General features: G+C 68.1%; 12 protein-coding genes and 1 pseudogene. 7 read left to right on the top strand and 6 right to left on the bottom strand.

Annotated elements, in window-relative coordinates; genetic code table 11:
* Positions 1 to 8: 8 nt before the first annotated feature.
* Positions 9 to 2858 carry a bifunctional [glutamate--ammonia ligase]-adenylyl-L-tyrosine phosphorylase/[glutamate--ammonia-ligase] adenylyltransferase gene (gene glnE / locus ACTOWK_RS16605; protein WP_441331222.1) on the bottom strand — a complete coding sequence of 950 codons (2850 nt, stop codon included), beginning with the start codon at positions 2856 to 2858 and terminating at the stop codon, positions 9 to 11.
* An 826-nt stretch (positions 2859 to 3684) separates the two neighbouring features.
* Here glnE and ACTOWK_RS16600 point away from each other — a divergent pair.
* From ACTOWK_RS16600 to ACTOWK_RS16590, 3 genes are all read left to right on the top strand, one after another.
* Positions 3685 to 4182, top strand: coding sequence for a hypothetical protein (locus ACTOWK_RS16600; RefSeq protein ID WP_441331221.1), 498 nt, complete (start codon positions 3685 to 3687; stop codon positions 4180 to 4182).
* Positions 4183 to 4197: 15 nt separating this feature from the next.
* Positions 4198 to 5658 carry an XVIPCD domain-containing protein gene (locus tag ACTOWK_RS16595; RefSeq protein ID WP_441331220.1) on the top strand — a complete coding sequence of 487 codons (1461 nt, stop codon included), beginning with the start codon at positions 4198 to 4200 and terminating at the stop codon, positions 5656 to 5658.
* A 118-nt stretch (positions 5659 to 5776) separates the two neighbouring features.
* A complete protein-coding gene (locus tag ACTOWK_RS16590; protein WP_441331219.1) occupies positions 5777 to 7780 on the top strand; it encodes a multicopper oxidase family protein in 2004 nt (667 codons plus the stop codon).
* 527 nt (positions 7781 to 8307) lie between these two features.
* On the opposite strand, the gene ACTOWK_RS16585 is transcribed toward ACTOWK_RS16590, so the two are convergent.
* Positions 8308 to 10314, bottom strand: a complete 2007-nt coding sequence (locus tag ACTOWK_RS16585) for an esterase/lipase family protein (protein WP_441331218.1) — start codon at positions 10312 to 10314, stop codon at positions 8308 to 8310.
* A 145-nt stretch (positions 10315 to 10459) separates the two neighbouring features.
* Here ACTOWK_RS16585 and ACTOWK_RS16580 point away from each other — a divergent pair, with 145 nt between their 5' ends.
* From ACTOWK_RS16580 to ACTOWK_RS16570, 3 genes are read left to right on the top strand one after another with little or no spacing between them, the layout of a single operon-like run.
* On the top strand, positions 10460 to 10822 hold the full coding sequence (locus ACTOWK_RS16580; protein WP_441331217.1) for a hypothetical protein: 363 nt from the start codon (positions 10460 to 10462) through the stop codon (positions 10820 to 10822).
* A 10-nt stretch (positions 10823 to 10832) separates the two neighbouring features.
* A complete protein-coding gene (locus ACTOWK_RS16575; RefSeq protein WP_441331216.1) occupies positions 10833 to 11579 on the top strand; it encodes a hypothetical protein in 747 nt (248 codons plus the stop codon).
* Positions 11580 to 11625: 46 nt separating this feature from the next.
* Complete coding sequence (locus ACTOWK_RS16570) at positions 11626 to 13083, top strand: hypothetical protein (RefSeq protein WP_441331215.1); 1458 nt, start codon at positions 11626 to 11628, stop codon at positions 13081 to 13083.
* Between the two features lie 207 nt (positions 13084 to 13290).
* On the opposite strand, the gene groL is transcribed toward ACTOWK_RS16570, so the two are convergent.
* The 3 genes from groL to ACTOWK_RS16555 form a co-directional block, all read right to left on the bottom strand.
* Positions 13291 to 14931, bottom strand: coding sequence for a chaperonin GroEL (groL, locus tag ACTOWK_RS16565; protein ID WP_441331214.1), 1641 nt, complete (start codon positions 14929 to 14931; stop codon positions 13291 to 13293).
* Positions 14932 to 15059: 128 nt separating this feature from the next.
* On the bottom strand, positions 15060 to 15347 hold the full coding sequence (locus tag ACTOWK_RS16560) for a co-chaperone GroES (RefSeq protein WP_031370299.1): 288 nt from the start codon (positions 15345 to 15347) through the stop codon (positions 15060 to 15062).
* A gap of 228 nt (positions 15348 to 15575) precedes the next feature.
* Positions 15576 to 16424: an AraC family transcriptional regulator gene (locus ACTOWK_RS16555; protein ID WP_441331213.1), complete on the bottom strand. Its 849-nt coding sequence runs from the start codon at positions 16422 to 16424 to the stop codon at positions 15576 to 15578.
* A gap of 93 nt (positions 16425 to 16517) precedes the next feature.
* On the opposite strand from ACTOWK_RS16555, the gene ACTOWK_RS16550 reads away from it, so the two are divergent.
* A complete protein-coding gene (locus ACTOWK_RS16550; RefSeq protein WP_441331212.1) occupies positions 16518 to 16772 on the top strand; it encodes a hypothetical protein in 255 nt (84 codons plus the stop codon).
* 89 nt (positions 16773 to 16861) lie between these two features.
* Here ACTOWK_RS16550 and ACTOWK_RS16545 read toward each other — a convergent pair.
* Positions 16862 to 17185 (bottom strand): annotated as a pseudogene (locus ACTOWK_RS16545) (hypothetical protein); the annotation flags it as partial.

Genomic DNA, 17185 nt, shown 5'->3' with positions numbered 1-17185 from the left:
TGCGCCGCTCATGACGCTTCACGCAGGCCCTGCGCCTGCAGCGCCGCCGAAATCGCCGTGCGCGAGGCGGCGATCGCCTCGGTCTCGACCACCCGGCGCGGGCGGCGGTCGAGCGTGCATTCCAGCCCCGCCGCCAGCAAGGTCGTATGGGCGACGCGCAGCGAAGCGGCCTGGGTGTCGTCGATGGCGCCGCAACGCCGCGCCGCCTCGATCAGGCCGGCCGAGTCGCGCGGCGGCAACAGCGCGCGCTCGCGCACCGAATCGCGCAGCACCAGGTACTGCAACAGGAACTCCAGATCGACCAGGCCGCCCTCGCCCTGCTTGAGGTCGAAATAGGCGGCGTCGCTGCGGTCGAGTTCGGCGCGCATCTTCACTCGCATCTTGGCGACGTCGTCGCGCAACTTGGCGCCGTCGCGCTCGCGCGCCAGGGTGCGCTCGCGCACCGCCTCGAAGCGCTCGTGCAGGCCGGCGTCGCCAGCGACGAAGCGCGCACGCACCAGGGCCTGGTGCTCCCAGGTCCAGGCGCGTTCGTACTGGTACTCGCTGAAGCTCGCCAGGGACGACACCAGCAGGCCCTTGGCGCCGTCCGGGCGCAGCCGCACGTCGACGTCGAACAAACGCCCGGCCGCGGTGACCGCGCCGAGCAGGGCGACGATCTTCTGCGCCAGCCGCGCGAACCAGCGCCCGGCGTCGAGCGGACGCGCGCCGTCGGACTGCGCACCGCCTTCGATCGCCGGCGCGTCGTAGAGAAACACCAGGTCGAGATCGGAACCGAAGCCGAGCTCCTCGCCGCCGAGGCTGCCGTAGCCGAGCACGGCGAAGCGCGCATCGGGCACGCGGCCATGCGCGCTGGCCACCTCTTGCTCGGCCAGGGCGAGAATGCGCATGACCACGCCGTCGGCGAGCCAGGCGAGCTGGCGCGCGCTCTGCTCGGCCGACTGGCGGCCGTCGCGCAAGGCCATGGCGATGCGGAAGCTCAGCGACTGCCGCACCTCGTTGAGCGCCTGCAAGGTCGCCTCGGCATCGTCGCCGCCGTCGACCTCGGCGCTGGCCTCCTGCAGTTCCTCGCGCCCCGGCAAGGGGCCGACCACGCGCGCGTCGAGCAATTCATCGAGCAACAAGGGATGCGAAGCCAGGCGCTCGGCCAACAAGGCGCTGCGCGAGACCGCCTCGACCAGCCGCGACAACGCTGCCGGCTGCTCGTCGAGCAAGGCCAGGTAGGCGCTGCGACGCAGGACGTTGTGCAACAGCGCAAGCAAACGCTTGAGCGCGAGCATCGGTTGCGACGAAGTCGCCGCGCCCTGCAACAGCGCCGGCAACACCCGGTCCAGCCGCGTACGCGCCGCATCCGACAGGCCGCGCACGCCGGGGCTGCGGGCGAAATCGCGCAACGCCCCATCGGCTTCCGAGGCCGCATCGAAACCGGCCTCAGCCAGGGTCTCGGCGTCGCCCGACTCGGGCAGTGCGCGCCAGTACGCGGTCAGGGCGTCCGGCGCGGCGCGGCGGCGGCGCGGCGCGAGTAAGGCCTCGAACTCGCCGGTGACGCGTTCGCGGCGTCGTTCCAGATCGCTCAGCAAATCGTCCCAGTCGGCATGGCCCAGGCCGACCGCGATGCGCAGGCGGTCGGCGTCGGCCGCCGGCAAGGCGTGGGTCTGGGCGTCGCGCAGCATCTGCAGGCGGTTCTCCAGGCGGCGCAGAAAGCGATAGGCCTCGGCCAGCGACTCGCCGGTTTCTTCGGCGATCTGGCGCAGGGCGATCAACTCGCGCAGCGCCGGCAACAAACGCCGCCCGCGCAGTTCGGCCTCGCGGCCACCGCGGATCAGCTGCAAGGCCTGGACCAGGAATTCGATCTCGCGGATGCCGCCAGGGCCGCGTTTGATGTCGTCGGCGAGTTCCTTGCGCGCGACCTCGGCACTGATCGCCGCCTTCATCGCGCGCAAACCGTCGAGCGCGCCAAAGTCGAGGTAGCGCCGATACACGAACGGCCGCAACGCCTCCAGGAAGCGCTCGCCGGCCTCGGTGTCGCCGGCCACCGGGCGCGCCTTCTGCCAGGCGTAACGCTCCCAATCGCGGCCTTCGCGCTGGAAATACTGCTCCATCGCCGCGAACGACCAGGCCACCCGGCCGGCGTTGCCGTAAGGGCGCAGGCGCAGGTCGACGCGATGGCAGAAGCCGTCGGCGGTGATCTCGTCGAGCAAGCGCGCCAACTGCTGGCCGAGTTTGGCGAAGTAGGCCTCCGCGTCGAGCGCGCGCGCGGCGTCGCGGCCGTCGAACTCGGTGCTGCCGTCGTGCTCGTAGGCATAGACCAGATCGACGTCGGAGCTGAAATTGAGTTCGCCGCCGCCGAGCTTGCCGAGCCCGAACACGACCAGGCGCACGCGTTCGCCCTCGCGCGTGCGCACCGCGCCGTGGCGGCGTTCGAACTCGTCTTCGAGCGCGCTCAATGCGATCTGCAGGCAGATCTCGGCCAGGCGCGTGCTGCCCTCCAGGGTGTCCTCGACCCGGTCCAGGCCGAGCGAGTCGCGCCAGATCAACCGGGTCGAACCGGCCGCGCGGTAACGACGCAGACGCGCGCCCCAATCGGCGCGGAACTCGGCCTCGAGCGAAGGCGGCGGCGGTTCGGCGGCGCCGTCGTCGGCGCCGAGCGCGAGCAGCAGCGCCGGTTGCCGCACCAAGGTATCGATGGCGAAGTCGCTGACCAAGGCGACACGCGACACGCGCGCGGCCAGGCCGGCATCGTCGAGCGCGGCGCGCGCTTCCGGCGAAGCCGCGCGCAAGCGCGTCAACGCACGCTCGGCGAGCGCATGTTCGAGTGCCGGGCCGTCGTGGGGAAGAGCCGAAGAGAAAGACGCAGACATGCGGCGATGATGGCATGCCGTCGCGCGTGGTCGGAATCGAGGAGCGAGGAGTGAGGAACGAGGAACGAGGAACGAAACGAGCGGCGAGCGATGCCGCTCTGGTTGCTCGCGTGGGCGGTGCATAGATCGAATGGCGCCACCGATGCCGATGCTCATCCTGTGCCGCGCCGTGCGGCTGCAGTCACCGATGCTCCCGCCGACGCTGTTCGCACGGGCCCGAGTGGCCGATCCAGGAGTCGCGGCGCTGCCGAACCCGCTGCAAAACCTTCGGGCATAAAAAAGCCCGCTTCCGGTAGAACCGGTTGCGGGCTTGCTCCCTCCCCCACGTCGGGATGCGGGGCGATCGTGAAGGAAGCGTTATCCCCTTTGCACGCTGCACTGCAAAACAGAACTCGCCAGTTCATTTGAAACACTGAGAACGATTCCCGATACGCATCGGCAAAGCCTGTCGTGACGCGGATGTTACCGATGACATCGGATTCACCGCTGTGACCGTACGCGCGTGGCGCTCTGTTTGCCGAAGAAACCTGAATAGGGAAGCTCTGCACTCGCTTGCGCCAAACGATCGCCGCCCGGCGGCATGAACAGCCAGCCGCCGACCACCCTCGTCAACCGCTTTGTCCTGTCGGCCACGCTCCTGCCGTTGATTTGGCGTGCTCCCCGTATCTATATGGAAGCCACCCGCGTCCACGGAGGAGGCGCTATGCCCCGCAATCCAGCATCCCCCCGCAACTTGCTGACGGCCTGGGCCGCGTGCCTCGCCTTGTCGGCCTGCAGCCATGCCTCATCGCCCCGTTCAAGTACCGACGCAACCCAGGAGGACCCCATGACCGCCACCGGCACCACCCCACTCAGCGGCGACGAGGTCAGCCGCCGCATGCTCAAGCTGATCGGCAGCCTGGCGTCCAGTGCCGACCTGACCGCCGAGCATCTGGAGAAACACACCGGCCTGGCCATGCGGCAGGCCGACAGCGGCGACGGCTCGTTCGGCGCCGGCGCCCAGATCCACCCGGACTGGTCGTACAACCTTTACGTCACCCGCCCGGCCGGCTCACAAACGAACAAGCTGATCTTCGACTTCGCCCGCACCGGCAACGAGCGCGCGCCGATGACCCCGGTCTGCGGCCTCGACTTCGACGCCTATGCCAGGGAACTCAAGGGCATGGGCTTCAAGGACAGCGCCTCGTACGGCGAACACGGCCGCGTCGACCACTGGAATTTCCAGCGTCCGACGCTGGCGCTGCAGGTCTTCATCGAGGGCGAGTCGAACGATTCGCCGGAGAAGATCGGCCATCGCTGCGTCAAGACCATCACCATCGAATAAGGCAGGGAAGCCGTCATGCCGACTCCGACCAGTACCGAGCTGCAGAAGCTGCTCGACGAATTCGCCAAGCAACCCGGCGTCACCGCCGAGGTCGCCGCGAACCTCAAGACCACCATCGCCAACTCGCCCACCCTGGCGGCGCAGGTCGACGACGCCATCGCCAAGGGGCATTTGAAATCGTTCAAGCCGCTGACCGACGCGCATGCCGGCGGCGCCTACAACGGCACAGAGCAAGCGATGCTGTTGCCGATCAACGGCCTGACCAAGCCGCCGGCGGGCAGCTACGACGCCGGCAACATGACCTTCGTGCTCGGCCATGAAGTGCAGCACGGCTTCTATCGCAACGACCGCGATACCGCACTGAAGACCTTCGCCACCGAAGCCACCGCGCTGGCCAAGACCGTCGGCGACAAGCACGACTACACCGCGACCATCGGCAAGGTCATCCAGGCCGACCGCGACAACGAAGCCAAGGCGCACATCGCCGGCTGGAACGCATTGGTCGGCAGCGTGCGCGAGGCCAAGCCGACCGCGACCCTGGCCGACGTCTACAACGCCTCGCCCGGCCGCGCCGGCGATTTCATGACCCGCGGCGGCACCGCGCCCAACTTCACCTATGCGCTGAAGGCCGACCTGACCGTCGACGCGAACCTGTCGATGGCGATGAGCGCCGACAACGTCAAGGCGATGGGCAAGTACTACTTCGACATGCCGCCGGCGCAGGCGCGCCTGGGCCACAACGGCAATTCGGACTACGCCAACTACTACGGCGCCGGCTACATCAGCTACGTCAGCCAGCTCGAACACGCCCACGGCAAGACCGCGGCCGGCGGCAAGCCCGAACTGCACGTCAACCTGACCCAGCTCAAGCTCAACGAAAACATCATGGAGCAGAACGGCATCGACCTCGGCGCCAATTCCGCCAACCGTCAGCCCTACTTCGACACCAGCGCCACGCCGCCCAGGGCCGGGCATTTCGACCACACCAAGTCGACCCACACCCACGTCAACATCAACGCCTCGCCGCTCGACCTGCTCAACGAGTTGCGCGGCGACCCGCATGCGCACGGCAAAGGCGACCCGCGCCATGCCGAGCACCCCGACCACGCGCTGTTCCGCGGCATCCTCGACAAGGTCAACGGCGAGTTCAACAAACACGGCGGCCATGTGTCCGAACGCGACGCCGACCGCATCGCCGCCGGCCTGACCCTGGAGAGCAAGCGCAACCAGCTCACCCCGGATCACGTCGTGCTGAGCGTCGACCCCGCCACCAAGGAAGTCGGCAAGACCGCGTTCCTGGTCCAGGGCGACCTCGCCAGCCCCACCCATACCCGCGTCAGCGTGGCGACCGACCGTACCGCGCCGGCGGAAGAATCCTTCCGCCAGCTCGAAGCCCTGAACCGGGCCCAGGCGCCGGCCCAGCAGGCCGCGCAAGGACAGCAACCGACCGCATCGCGAGCGACCCCCGCACTGTAAACGGCAGCAACGACACCGCGGCGATTCAGACCGCCGGCGCGCAAGGCGCCGGCGGCCCACCGAGACACCTTCCAGTGCCGATCCGGCACTTCACCGAAGTGCCACCAGGAACCCAAGCATGGATCGCAATTCCCAGACCTCGGCTGTGAATGCGCAGCGCTGGCCGCTGCGAGCGCAACCGCTCGCCCTCGCCTGCCTGCTCGCCGCTGCACCCCTGACCCTCGCCGCGCAAGACAACGCGCCGCGCGAGCTCGACCAACCAGTGATGGCGCGCATGCTGCGCTCGGGCGACGCCAAGACGCCTTCCCTGCTTCTGACCAAGAGCGGCCCGCAGCCGCTGGACACCCACGAAGCGATCCTCGACCTGCGCATTACCTACACCGTGTCGGATATCTGGAACCCTCAGCACAACCGCTTCGACAAGGTCAAACTGCGTTCGTATCAGAGCCCCGGCACCAATCCCAAGGTGCCGTTCGTGGCGCCGACCATCGTCACTTCGCCCGGCGAAACCGTGCGCGTGCGCCTCGACAACGCCCTGCCGCCGGAGCAATGCGGCTCCTCGGGCATCAACGTGCCGCACTGTTTCAATTCGACCAACCTGCACTCGCACGGCCTGTGGGTCAGCCCGACCGGCAACAGCGACAACGTGCTGCTGACCCTGCGTCCCGGGGTGAAGTTCGAGTACGAATACAACCTGCCCGCCGATCATCCGGCCGGCACCTTCTGGTATCACCCGCACCTGCACGGCTCGACTGCGCTGCAAGTCTCCAGCGGCATGGCCGGCGCGCTGCTGGTACGCGGCAACCGTCTGCCTTCGGCCGACCGCAACGGCGACCTGGACACTTTGCTGCGCGACCCGGGCGGCACGTCCTACCCCGACCGCGTGCTGCTGTTCCAGCAGGTCGCCTATGCCTGCCGCGGCGCGCCGACGCCCACCGATCCGCTCGGCAAGATCAAGACCGACGACGCCACCGGCGCCTGGGTCTGCGATCCCGGCGACGTCGGCAGCCTCGAGGCCTACGACCAGTTCGGTTTCACCGCCGACGGCAAGAACCTGTGGAACGTCTCCGGCCGCTACACCAGCATCAACGGCGAAGTGCTGCCGACCTTCTTCGGCCTGACCGCAGGCCGCGCCGAACGCTGGCGCCTGCTGCACGCCGGCGTGCGCAACACCATCAACCTGCAACTGCGCGCGGTACGCGCGGGCGCCGCCAGCATCGAGGGCCTGTCCGGAACGGCGCTCGACGGCTGGGTGACCCAGAACTGCACCGGCCCGTTGCTGCCGCAGTTCGAAGTCGCCGCCGACGGCCTGAGCCATGCCCAGGCGATCGAGAAAGGCGAAAACATCCTGCAGCCCGGCTACCGCAGCGATGCCCTGGTGGTGTTCCCGCAGGGCGGCCGGTACTGCGTGATCGACGGTGCCGCACCGCCCGGCGGCAGCATCACCAATGCCGCTGAAGACCGGCAATTGCTCGGCCTGGCCAGCGTGGCCGCCGGCAGCGGCCCCCCGGTCACCGACATCCGCGCCTACCTGACCCAGAACCTGATCACCTCGGCGAAGTACCTGATGCCGGCGGACATCCGCGCCAAGGTCGTCGCCGACCTCAGCGACCGCCTGCGCTTGAATGCGTTCGTACCGCACAAGGACATCGCCACCGGCGAGATCACCGGCAAGCAGGAACTGGTGTTCGACATCGACACCAAGGCGGTTCCGCTGGAATACAAGGTCAACGGCAAGTCCTACGACCCGCTCAGCGCACGCGATCTGGTACTCGGCGGCGTCGAGGAATGGACGCTCACCTCGAAGCTCGGCGGCCACCCCTTCCACATCCACGTCAATCCGTTCCAGGTGGTCAGCATCCTCAATCCGCAGGGCGTCGAGGTCAGCGTCACCGGCGAACCCGGCGACCCGCAATACGCCAATATGCAGGGCACCTGGAAGGACACCTTGTTCGTCAAGCCGAACTACAAATTGTTCGTGCGTACCCGCTACGAGCGCTACATCGGCGAGTACGTCCTGCATTGCCACATCCTCGACCACGAGGACCAGGGCATGATGCAGAACGTGCGCATGCTGGTGCCCGACGGCAAGGGTGGCGGCATTGGCAACGCCCACCATTAAGGCGATGACGGGATCGCGGCGCGAGGCGGATCGCTTCGTGCCGCGATGTCTCCATACCTTGGTAGGAGCGGCGCAAGCCGCGACCGCGTATTTGCGATAACGACGCAGGCCAGGTTTCGCGTGAGGGGTTCCGGGCTTCGGGTTGTCGGGTGGTATTGATCGCTTCGGTTGGTCGCGGCTTGCGCCGCTCCTACCCAAGAGCCTCACGCGCTGTTGAAAGAGCTGCGCGAGCTGCGACCACGCAACTCCGGCAACGACGCGTGTCGCGGCTTACGCCGCTCCTACCCAGAAGCAGCGCGAACTCTCACGGAACCACGAACCGCCTTCTGTAGGGGCGGCGTAAGCCGCGATCGCGCCATTGCGGCAGCGACGCAGGCGTGATTTTCGCGCATGCGGGTCCCGGGCTTCGGGGTGTGAGGTGGTATTGATCGCTTCGGTTGGTCGCGGCTTGCGCCGCTCCTACCCGGGAATATCGCGAGCCGAGAACGATCGCGTGTGTCGTTACGCCACGACGCCCCAACCAGCCCTCAACGCTGCACCCGCTTCGCATACTCGGCCATGTCGATGCGCAGGATGCGGCGCAGCTCGAGGATCGCCTGCGGGGTCTCCTGCACGCTGTGGCCGGAAGGGATCACCTTCTCCGACAAGGCGCCATCGAGATGCGCGCTGCGATACGGCACCGCGCCGTCGCTCGACTGCAGCAACGGCAGCTTGGGATCGCGCTGACCGACGATGGTGTGGTACGGCAAGCCGGCTTCGATCGGCAGATTTTCGGTGCTGCGCATGAACAACGAATTCGGGCTGAGGTCGTCCGGGCCGGTCGGCGGGCGGCCCTTGCGGAAGCCGATCTTCTGCAATTCGTCCTGGCCGACTTCATTGCGCTGGGCGAGCTCGGCGGTTTCGCGCAGCACATCGAACGGCAGCCGGATCAGCTTGCGCACCATCCGCAAGGGCCAACCGTCGGTGACCACCGCGCCGCGATGCGGCGAGGCCAGGAACACCGCGCGTTCGAACTGCGGCATCGCCTTGAACACGGTCAACTCGCGCACCATCGGCTCGTTGCGCAGGCGCTGCGCCGCGGCCGGGTCGAAGGCTTGCAGGGTCGTGTCGAGGGCGCGGTCGCCGCTGTCGCTGACCAGCAGGCGCGAGATCACCCCGCCCATGCTGTGCCCCACCAGCACCGCATCGCGGCCGGCGACGTCGTCGCCCTCGGGATCGTAGTGGGCGAAGGTCTGGGTCAGGGCCGAATCGATCGCGGCGCGGTTCGAGAGAATGCTGAGGTTGGTCGGATAGAACACCTGCCACAGCTGGTAATGCTTGCGCAGGGTTTCGTCGCCGAGCAGTTCGTTGGCGAGGTTGACCCAGGCCTCCGGGCTGCTGGCCAGGCCGTGCACCAGCACGATCACGCGCTTGTCCGGGTCGTAGGGCTGGTTGAGGTAGATGCGCGGCTTGAACGCACGCGCCTGCTTCGGCCGCAACAGGCTCGACAGGCTCAGTCGCGCCAGTTCCGAACGCGCCAGCCAGATGCCGTAGGCGGCCGAGTAATTCGCCGCCAGCGGCACCTTGCGCCCGGCGATGGTCTCGCTGTCGATGCGGTAGGGGTTGTAGACATCCATGCGCGCGGTGCGGCTGGCGAGCACCGCGTCGAGCCCGCCGTCGCCGTCGAAGCGCAGGGTCGCGGTGACCGGCAGATAGCGGGTGTCGCGGTACGGCGTGTCGGCGGCATCGGGGTCGCTGCGCGAACGACGCGGGAACACCGCGACCAGGGCGGTGCCGAAACCGTCGCGGCGATACACCGCGCGCAGATTGTCGAAGCCCAGAGTGTCCGAGGCGAGCAAGGCTTCCGGCTGCTGGGTCAGTTCGGTGGCTTCGTAACCGTGCAGGGCGATGCTCAGTTCGAGCCCGCCGACCTGCAGCGGCGTGCTGCCGATCTGGCCCCGGCTGGCCTCGAATGCGGCCTGGGCGACGACGTCGATGGCGCGGTTGTAGAAACGCAGCACGCGCTCCTGGCGCGCCTCGAACACGCGCTGCTCGGGCGTGCGCGGGCTCAGGAACAGATAGGCATAGGCATAACGCGCGGTCTCGATCGCCGCGCGCGTGCGCAGGTCGCTGTCGACATCGGGCGCCACGGCCGGACTCTGCGACGGCTCTGCACTCTGCGACGGCTCTGCATTCTTCGACCGCTGGGCGCGCTTCGCCATCCCGGCACTCTCGGCGGCCTTCGCCACCGTCGCGGGCGCGGCGTTCATGCGCAGCAGTTGCAACTCCGCCGCGGTCGCCAGCCAGTCTTCGACCGGCGCCAGCGGCCGCAGTTGCGCGATGCAGGGCTCGGGCTCGCGCGCGCATTGCTCGGGGTCGAGGCCGGCCGAGCCCAGCGCGGTCGCCGCCGCGGTGCTCAGGCGTCCGCCGCTGAGGGCGTCGACGTTGCGTTCGACCGCTACATCGCCGAACGCGCGTTCCTTGACCTTGACCACGGCGCAGCCGCTGCCGCCGAGCAGCGCCAGTCCCGCCAACAATCCGACCAAACCACGCATGTCCTCTCCACCGGGCAAAAACCGTTGGCATTGTCGAGCGCGCCCGCCCCGGCGTAAACACCGGCGCGCCTTCACGCCCAGCCCGCCAGGGCGTTTCCCGTATCGACTCCTCCGCTTTCTGTCTTGCGCGCACGAGGCGCCCGTCATGCATCCATCCGGAAATCCCGCAGAGTCGGGCCAGCCCGAACTTCACGTCCAGCACATCGCCTGCGCCAACAACGCCGCGTTCGTGCTGCGTTTCATCGTCCAGCGCCTGGACGGCGACCGGGCGATCAGCCAGGCCCCGGCCGGCGGCGCATTCGCGGCCGGGCAGACCCGCAGCGTCGATTTGTCCGCGATGCGCTTCCACGGCGACGCGCTGCGCGTGGGCGAGCGCGTGCGCATCCGCGCGCGCGCGATCGGAGGGACGCGCCGCGACGGCCCATCGGTGGCCTATGCGCCCAATGGCCACACCGCCACCTTCAGCGTGCGCGGCACCACCTTGAGCTTCTCGATCAACCGTATCTGAGGCATCCGACATGGCCGCGTCCCACGCGCTGGAAGGTCAATCCACCGATTGGCTGCGCGACAGCGAAGATCTGCTGGTCCGCTTCGGCCTCAACGACGAGGATGCCGATGCCCGCCATCGCAATCGTGGCGCGCAGGCGCATATGTTCACCGACGCACGCCTGCCGCAGCTCGCGCCCGATCGCGTGTTTCCGAATCTGGTCGCGGTGAGCCGCGGCGCGGCGCTGTCGATCCAGATCCGCGCGCGATCGCGTGGGCCGCTGGGCTTCGGTTTCCGCATCGCCACCGGTGCCGAGCCGGTGGTGGATCGCCTCTACGCGGTCCAGCGCGACGACGCGTGGGGCTATCGTAGCGTCACCGTGCGCCGGTTCCAGCACGAAGCGAATCTGATCACCGTCGATCTGATGCGCGCGCGGCTCGGCCATTCGCACCGCCTGGACGCGCTGCAACAGCTGTGGACCTGCGACATCATCACCTGGGACGTGCACCAGTTTCTCGACCCGATCACCGCGCAGGTCTATACCCGGAGCAATCGGCGCTTCCCGCCGACGCCGCGCGCCGGGCCGCTGGGCACCCGGCGCGGCACCGCGCTGGAGGCGGGCGGCGGCGGCGCGCTGCAGGTCAACGCCGGGGTCATCTGGGCCGACGGCAGCGCCGAGCAAACCTTCGAACGCATCCAGGTGCAGGCCGAAGACGATCCGGATCGGGATTTCTTCGGCCGGCTGCGGGTGCATTTTTTCGTCGTCGACCCGGATTGAGCGGCCGCGCGCCGCGCCCGCCACAGCGCCCAAGCGAGGGCTCCGCATGCTCGTCACCATCGCATTCGCCGGCGAACCCGATCGCGACCTCGTCCTGCGCCTCATGCCGGACACGTCGTTGTGGCAGGTTCGCGAACAACTCGTGGGCCTGGACGCGATGGCGCCGGGGGACCGCTTCGGTTTCGGCAATGCCCGCCTGGATCCGTCGATCGAGGCCGAGACCAAACTCAAGGAAGTGATCGGCGAGGACGGCGTGCTCAACGTGCGTCCGGCGCCGCGCGCGCCGGAACCGGAACCGGAACCTGAGCCAGAACCCGAGCCGGAGCCCGAACCGGCACCGGCGCCCGCGCCGCCGCGTCCGGCGCTGCGCCCCACCGCGCCCACGGCGCAGCCCGCCGAAGCGAACTGGGGACTGCGCAACGAAGACGAAGCGCCGGACTTGCTCGCGAACCTGCAGGGCCGGCTGGCCGGGTTCAGCGTGCGCACGCCCGACGAGTTCACCGCGCTGCCGCTGGCGACGGTGCAGGCGCTGTTCGCCGCCCGCCGGCTCGACCGCGGCCTGCGCTTCGGCCCCGATCCGGGCGACGCCTTGTTCGGCGCACGCTCGCCGCGTTCGCCGGTGGTCTACCGGCATCCGCAGCGGCCGCCGCGTTCGGGCGGAGTGTCCTTCACCTCGCGCTGGACCATCAGCGCCACCGCCAGCCGGGTGCTGCACGAACTGCACACGCGCAGCATCCACAACGCCAACGCCGGCGGCGGCGTCAACGGCTTCGGCCTGGCCGCGGATTTTCGCCGCGATCTCGAGCGTTTGCGACGCAACGAAGTCACCACGATCCATCTGACCGACGAGATGATCGCGCCCAGAGTCGTGCTGATGCTGGACCCGGACACCGATCTGGACGTCGCGCCCGAGTTGGTCGAAGCGGTCGAACGCGCGCTGGCGACGCCCGGCCGGGCCGGACAATACGAAGCGCTGCACGAACGCGTGTTCGCCGCGTTCGGCTATTTCTTCCCGTGCGAGGCCTTGCTCGGCGGCACCCGCATGCGCACGCTCAGCGCGATCAGCGAAGACCTGCAGGAGCAGGAGCAGTTGCTGTCGGGCTTCGGTTTCGGCGCCGCCGCGAAGGACGCGCCGACCCGCTTCGGCCCGGCCAGCGGCGACATCGGCTTCGCCAGCGCCGACCAGCAGCGCTCCAATCATCGCCACATCCGCCAGTTGCGCGAGCAGAGCATCCGCACCGTCGGCGGGCATCCGGCGCTGGGCCTGTCGGACGAGTTGGCCCTGCAATGGATGGCCGGATTGGACGCGGTGGAGCTATGGAAAACCATCGGCCATCGCCGGCTGGTGCCGATCCTGCGCTTCCTGCCTGCCCGGCAACGCGACCGCTGCGTCAGCGTGATCGATCAGTTCGCCGGTTCCGGCGCCAGCGCGCGCTATACCGTGCTGGACATGGCCGCTTACGTGATGCCGCTCAATCGCGATTTCCTCGGCACGATTCTCTAGTCCGCGGTCGCGCGCGCCGCGGTCCGAATCGACAGAAACCCCGCCTTTCGACGTGGTTTTTCGATGCCTGCGACGGCGAACGGCTGGATCAGAAATCCATACCGCGATCGTGATACGCGGCGCGATCGGCGCCGCAAGACATGTCGCAAAAAAAGAACCCCGCCTTTCGGCGGGGTTCCTCATGTTGCTTCATGGCGAACGGTCAGATCAGAAATCCATGCCGCCCATGCCGCCCATGCCACCGCCGCCCGGCATCGCCGGCTCGTCCTTCTTCGGCAGCTCGGCGACCATCGCTTCGGTCGTGATCATCAGACCGGCGATCGACGCGGCGTTCTGCAGCGCGGTGCGGGTGACCTTGGTCGGGTCCAGGATGCCGAACTCGAGCATGTCGCCGTATTCGCCGTTGGCGGCGTTGTAACCGAACGCGCCTTTGCCTTCCTGGACCTTGTTCAGGATGACCGACGGCTCTTCGCCGGCGTTGGTGACGATTTCGCGCAGCGGGGCTTCCATCGCGCGCAGGGCGATCTGGATGCCGTGGTTCTGGTCTTCGTTGATGCCCTTGAGGCCCGAGATCGCGGCCTTGGCGCGCAGCAGCGCGACGCCGCCGCCCGGGACGATGCCTTCTTCCACGGCAGCGCGGGTGGCGTGCAGCGCGTCTTCGACGCGAGCCTTCTTTTCCTTCATCTCGATCTCGGTCGATGCGCCGACCTTGATCACCGCCACGCCGCCGGCCAGCTTGGCCACGCGCTCCTGCAGCTTCTCGCGGTCGTAGTCCGAAGAGGTCTCTTCGATCTGCGCCTTGATCTGCTTGATGCGGGCCTGGATCGAATCGCCGTCGCCGGCGCCGTCGATGATGGTGGTGTTCTCCTTGGAGACCTGCACCTTCTTCGCGCGGCCCAGATCCTTGATCGTGGCCTTCTCGAGCTGCAGGCCGACTTCCTCGGAGATCACTGTGCCGCCGGTCAGCACGGCCATGTCTTCCAGCATCGCCTTGCGACGGTCGCCGAAGCCCGGGGCCTTGACGGCGCAGACCTTGACGATGCCGCGGATGGTGTTGACGACCAGGGTCGCCAGCGCTTCGCCTTCGACTTCCTCGGCGACGATCAGCAGCGGCTTACCGGCCTTGGCGACGCCTTCCAGCACCGGCAGCAGGTCGCGGACGTTGGAGATCTTCTTGTCGTACAGCAGCACGAACGGGTCGTCGAGCTCGGCCGACATCGACTGCTGGTTGTTGATGAAGTACGGCGACAGGTAGCCGCGGTCGAACTGCATGCCCTCGACGACGTCGAGTTCGTTTTCCAGGCCCGAACCGTCTTCGACGGTGATCACGCCTTCCTTGCCGACCTTGTCCATCGCCTGGGCGATCAGGTCGCCGATGTCGGCGTCGGAGTTGGCGGAGATCGCGCCGACCTGGGCGATTTCCTTGCTGGTCGAGGACGGCTTGGAGAGCTTCTTGAGCTCGGCCACGGCCTCGATCACGGCCTTGTCGATGCCGCGCTTGAGGTCCATCGGGTTCATGCCGGCCGCAACGGCCTTCATGCCTTCGCGGATCAGCGCCTGGGCCAGCACGGTCGCGGTGGTGGTGCCGTCGCCGGCGTTGTCGGAGGTCTTGGAAGCGACTTCCTTGACCATCTGCGCGCCCATGTTCTCGAACTTGTCGGCCAGTTCGATCTCCTTGGCGACGGACACGCCGTCCTTGGTGATCGTCGGCGCGCCGAAGCTCTTCTCGAGCACGACGTTGCGGCCCTTCGGACCGAGGGTGGCCTTCACGGCATTGGCGAGAATATTGACGCCGCGCACCATCTTGGCGCGCGCGTCCTCACCGAAACGAATTTCTTTGGCGGACATGGGTAACTCCGGGATTTGGGATTAGGGATTCGGGATTAGCAAGAGCGAAAGCGGGAGGTCGGGGCGGGGCCGGAGATCGCAGCGCAAGCGCTTGCGAATCGCGCACCCCCAATCCCGAGCCGCGGCTCTTAGCCGACGATCGCGAGGACGTCGTCTTCCTTGAGGATCTTGTATTCGACGCCGTCCTGCTTGTAGGAGCTGCCCGAGTACTGGCCGTAGATGACCTTGTCGCCGACCTTGAGCTTCGGCGCGCGGACGCTGCCGTTGTCCAGGGCCTTGCCTTCGCCGATGGCGACGACTTCACCCTTGGTCGACTTTTCCTTGGCGGCGTCGGGAATGATGATTCCGCCGGCCGAGATTTCGTCGGCTTCGATCGGCTTGACCACAACGCGGTCGTAAAGCGGCTTGAGATTCATGGCAACCCTCTGTAAGTGCTTGAATGGGTGGAGAAAGGACGGGAATTTTAGCAGTCGCCCCCGGAGAGTGCCAACGCCGGGGACAAAAGCGCCCGGACGAACCGGGACTGCACGCTAAATGAGGCGGTCCCGGGAGCCTTTCAAGGGGTGGGCGATGAAATCCTGGCGCCGGTCGATGACAGCCCGGGGACGGGGCCCCGCTCGCGGCGCCGCTCCCGGCCCGGCCGGTCAGGTCCCCAGCCGCTTCAGGTAGGCGGTCGGGGTGGCGCCGAGGCTGCGTCGGAACATGGCGATGAAGGCGCTGACGCTGTCGTAGCCGAGGTCCAGGGCGATGGCGGTGACCGCATCGCCGGCGGCCAGGCGCTCCAGGGCCCGCATCAAGCGCGCCCGCTGCCGCCACTGCAGCAGGCTATGACCGGTCTGCGCGGCGAAACGCCGGCTAAGACTGCGCTCGGACAGATGCGCGAACGCGGCCCACTCGGCCAGGCCGCGCGGGTCGGCCGGGTCCTCGATCAGAGCCTGGGCGACACGCAGTACGTGTGGATCGGTCGGCATCGGCAGGCCGATCGGCCGCTGTGCCGGGTCGGCGGGCCCGTCCAGTGCGGGCCTGTCCAGTGCAGCTCCGCCCGGAGCCGGCCCGCCCAGTGCGATCTCGTCGAGCAATACCTGGACGAGCCGGGCCTGTGCCAGGCCCAGGGGCGCATCGCCCGGCCATTGCGCGACGCGCGCGACCGCCTCGCGCAACAGACCGGACACCCGCAGGGCGCAGGCCTGGGCCGGCAGCGCCGCGCAAGCGGGCTCGGCGACGTAGACGCTCCAGCCGGAGAAAGCGGCACCGTGCGATCGCAAGGAATGCTCGGCCTGCGGCGGCACCCACACCGCGTCGGTGGCCGGCACCAGCCAGCGCCCCTGCGCGGTGCCGACGGTCAGCAGGCCGCGATGCGCACCGAACAGCTGCCCGCGCGCATGCCGGTGCGCGGCGGTGTCGCGCACGCCGGCGCTCGTCATCGTCACGGCGATCGCCACCGGTCCGTCGGCGGAATCGGCGCGGAACGCGGCGAGCAAAGGGTCGGACATTGGCCGGAACACGCTATCGAATGGCCGGAGCAACGTAGCAGAGCCTCGCCGCCGAACCCAGCATGGGCGCCTCACCCCGAACGGAGCCGCGCCATGCGAGCCGAAGAACTGTTGCCCGACCATCTCGACCACACCCGCATCGACGGCGTCCTCGTCCGCAAGGGGTCGGTCGGCGCGTTTCTCGCCAATGCGCGGGTCTGGTCGGATGCCGGCGCCGAAGCCGATGCGCGTGCGCAGGCCGAACGGCATATCGCCGAGGCGCTGCCGGCCTTGCGCGCCCTGGGCCTGTTCGAGGTGTTGGAGATTCGCGATCCGCGGCTGCGCGCGCTGATGGCGGAGCGTGGGTGAGTATTGCGGTCGCGTAGGGACGGAGGTTTCGTCGCGTTCGTGGTTCGCGGTCGCGGCTCGCGCCGCTCCTACTCAAGAGCGCCGACGAGCTATCCCGCGGTTGCTGTTGCGGTTGCGGTTGCTGTTGCTGTTGCTGTTGCTTTGCGCAGCTTCGCACTCGCGAAGGCTAAAGAAGACCCGAAGGGCGGCCCGCAGGGATGCGGGCCGTTTTTCATCGGGACAGGGATGTCCCGTATGAAAAATCCCTGCGGATGCACCGCTCGTGCGGGCTGGTGATTCAAAAAGAAGCATTTTTCTTTGGTTAGGCGGTCTCTAAGCTTAAGTGCATCACCCACCGAAGGGTTCTGCACATGGGCCACCACTACACCCACCTGAGTCCCGAAGAGCGCGGCGCCATCATGGCCTGGGTCCGC

It is taken from the genome of Lysobacter sp. CA196 (assembly GCF_052078695.1).
Classification (GTDB): Bacteria; Pseudomonadota; Gammaproteobacteria; order Xanthomonadales; family Xanthomonadaceae; genus Lysobacter.
This window is presented reverse-complemented; position numbering and strand designations above follow the sequence as displayed.

Excerpts from the sequence above, each read along its gene's own strand:
- ACTOWK_RS16550 (WP_441331212.1), top strand. The coding sequence starts at position 16,518 with ATGCGAGCCGAAGAACTGTTGCCCGACCATCTCGACCACACCCGCATC.
- ACTOWK_RS16570 (WP_441331215.1), top strand. The coding sequence starts at position 11,626 with ATGCTCGTCACCATCGCATTCGCCGGCGAACCCGATCGCGACCTCGTC.
- ACTOWK_RS16600 (WP_441331221.1), top strand. The coding sequence starts at position 3,685 with ATGACCGCCACCGGCACCACCCCACTCAGCGGCGACGAGGTCAGCCGC.
- ACTOWK_RS16585 (WP_441331218.1), bottom strand. The coding sequence starts at position 10,314 with ATGCGTGGTTTGGTCGGATTGTTGGCGGGACTGGCGCTGCTCGGCGGC.
- glnE (WP_441331222.1), bottom strand. The coding sequence starts at position 2,858 with ATGTCTGCGTCTTTCTCTTCGGCTCTTCCCCACGACGGCCCGGCACTC.
- ACTOWK_RS16595 (WP_441331220.1), top strand. The coding sequence starts at position 4,198 with ATGCCGACTCCGACCAGTACCGAGCTGCAGAAGCTGCTCGACGAATTC.
- groL (WP_441331214.1), bottom strand. The coding sequence starts at position 14,931 with ATGTCCGCCAAAGAAATTCGTTTCGGTGAGGACGCGCGCGCCAAGATG.
- ACTOWK_RS16590 (WP_441331219.1), top strand. The coding sequence starts at position 5,777 with ATGGATCGCAATTCCCAGACCTCGGCTGTGAATGCGCAGCGCTGGCCG.
- ACTOWK_RS16555 (WP_441331213.1), bottom strand. The coding sequence starts at position 16,424 with ATGTCCGACCCTTTGCTCGCCGCGTTCCGCGCCGATTCCGCCGACGGA.
- ACTOWK_RS16560 (WP_031370299.1), bottom strand. The coding sequence starts at position 15,347 with ATGAATCTCAAGCCGCTTTACGACCGCGTTGTGGTCAAGCCGATCGAA.
- ACTOWK_RS16575 (WP_441331216.1), top strand. The coding sequence starts at position 10,833 with ATGGCCGCGTCCCACGCGCTGGAAGGTCAATCCACCGATTGGCTGCGC.
- ACTOWK_RS16580 (WP_441331217.1), top strand. The coding sequence starts at position 10,460 with ATGCATCCATCCGGAAATCCCGCAGAGTCGGGCCAGCCCGAACTTCAC.